This is a genomic window from Brevundimonas vesicularis (assembly GCF_900445985.1).
In the GTDB taxonomy this organism is placed as follows: domain Bacteria; phylum Pseudomonadota; class Alphaproteobacteria; order Caulobacterales; family Caulobacteraceae; genus Brevundimonas; species Brevundimonas vesicularis_D.
Window position 1 is genome coordinate 1 of the sequence record NZ_UAQP01000031.1, and the last position, 2462, is coordinate 2462.

Annotated in this window: 2 protein-coding genes; both read left to right on the forward strand. The window is 49.3% G+C overall.

Annotated features, from left to right (window positions below; genetic code table 11):
- Positions 1–350, forward strand: a 350-nt coding sequence (locus DT343_RS17575; protein ID WP_220116881.1) for a GA-like domain-containing protein, incomplete at its 5' end; no start/stop codon positions are given.
- On the forward strand, positions 326–2462 hold a 2137-nt coding region (locus DT343_RS17345), incomplete at its 3' end, for a GA-like domain-containing protein (RefSeq protein WP_220116883.1). The genes DT343_RS17575 and DT343_RS17345, both read left to right, overlap by 25 nt.

The window sequence follows — 2462 nt, forward strand, 5'->3', positions numbered from 1 at the left end:
TCAAAGAAGCCCAAGACAAAGTACAGGCAGCTAAAGATGCCGAGAAAGCATTGGACGGCAAGATTGGCGAGCTGACCAAGGACGACGGTGTCTTCAGTGCCGATGATGCTAAAGCGGTTGAGACTTTGAAAACCGATGCCGATGCCAAGAAAGCTGCTGCTGATGAAGCGGTAAAAGCATTGGATGACTCTGAGACTGAAAAAGCCGGTCTGCAAAATACGGTTGACAATATGACAACACCGTACCGCCTGCTGCTCAAACTCCGGCTGAAAAACTCAAAGAAGCCCAAGACAAAGTACAGGCAGCTAAAGATGCCGAGAAAGCATTGGACGGCAAGATTGGCGAGCTGACCAAGGACGACGGTGTCTTCAGTGCCGATGATGCTAAAGCGGTTGAGACTTTGAAAACCGATGCCGATGCCAAGAAAGCTGCTGCTGATGAAGCGGTAAAAGCATTGGATGACTCTGAGACTGAAAAAGCCGGTCTGCAAAATACGGTTGACAATATTGACAACACCGTACCGCCTGCTGCTCAAACTCCGGCTGAAAAACTCAAAGAAGCCCAAGACAAAGTACAGGCAGCTAAAGATGCCGAGAAAGCATTGGACGGCAAGATTGGCGAGCTGACCAAGGACGACGGTGTCTTCAGTGCCGATGATGCTAAAGCGGTTGAGACTTTGAAAACCGATGCCGATGCCAAGAAAGCTGCTGCTGATGAAGCGGTAAAAGCATTGGATGACTCTGAGACTGAAAAAGCCGGTCTGCAAAATACGGTTGACAATATTGACAACACCGTACCGCCTGCTGCTCAAACTCCGGCTGAAAAACTCAAAGAAGCCCAAGACAAAGTACAGGCAGCTAAAGATGCCGAGAAAGCATTGGACGGCAAGATTGGCGAGCTGACCAAGGACGACGGTGTCTTCAGTGCCGATGATGCTAAAGCGGTTGAGACTTTGAAAACCGATGCCGATGCCAAGAAAGCTGCTGCTGATGAAGCGGTAAAAGCATTGGATGACTCTGAGACTGAAAAAGCCGGTCTGCAAAATACGGTTGACAATATTGACAACACCGTACCGCCTGCTGCTCAAACTCCGGCTGAAAAACTCAAAGAAGCCCAAGACAAAGTACAGGCAGCTAAAGATGCCGAGAAAGCATTGGACGGCAAGATTGGCGAGCTGACCAAGGACGACGGTGTCTTCAGTGCCGATGATGCTAAAGCGGTTGAGACTTTGAAAACCGATGCCGATGCCAAGAAAGCTGCTGCTGATGAAGCGGTAAAAGCATTGGATGACTCTGAGACTGAAAAAGCCGGTCTGCAAAATACGGTTGACAATATTGACAACACCGTACCGCCTGCTGCTCAAACTCCGGCTGAAAAACTCAAAGAAGCCCAAGACAAAGTACAGGCAGCTAAAGATGCCGAGAAAGCATTGGACGGCAAGATTGGCGAGCTGACCAAGGACGACGGTGTCTTCAGTGCCGATGATGCTAAAGCGGTTGAGACTTTGAAAACCGATGCCGATGCCAAGAAAGCTGCTGCTGATGAAGCGGTAAAAGCATTGGATGACTCTGAGACTGAAAAAGCCGGTCTGCAAAATACGGTTGACAATATTGACAACACCGTACCGCCTGCTGCTCAAACTCCGGCTGAAAAACTCAAAGAAGCCCAAGACAAAGTACAGGCAGCTAAAGATGCCGAGAAAGCATTGGACGGCAAGATTGGCGAGCTGACCAAGGACGACGGTGTCTTCAGTGCCGATGATGCTAAAGCGGTTGAGACTTTGAAAACCGATGCCGATGCCAAGAAAGCTGCTGCTGATGAAGCGGTAAAAGCATTGGATGACTCTGAGACTGAAAAAGCCGGTCTGCAAAATACGGTTGACAATATTGACAACACCGTACCGCCTGCTGCTCAAACTCCGGCTGAAAAACTCAAAGAAGCCCAAGACAAAGTACAGGCAGCTAAAGATGCCGAGAAAGCATTGGACGGCAAGATTGGCGAGCTGACCAAGGACGACGGTGTCTTCAGTGCCGATGATGCTAAAGCGGTTGAGACTTTGAAAACCGATGCCGATGCCAAGAAAGCTGCTGCTGATGAAGCGGTAAAAGCATTGGATGACTCTGAGACTGAAAAAGCCGGTCTGCAAAATACGGTTGACAATATTGACAACACCGTACCGCCTGCTGCTCAAACTCCGGCTGAAAAACTCAAAGAAGCCCAAGACAAAGTACAGGCAGCTAAAGATGCCGAGAAAGCATTGGACGGCAAGATTGGCGAGCTGACCAAGGACGACGGTGTCTTCAGTGCCGATGATGCTAAAGCGGTTGAGACTTTGAAAACCGATGCCGATGCCAAGAAAGCTGCTGCTGATGAAGCGGTAAAAGCATTGGATGACTCTGAGACTGAAAAAGCCGGTCTGCAAAATACGGTTGACAATATTGACAACACCGTACCGCCTGCTG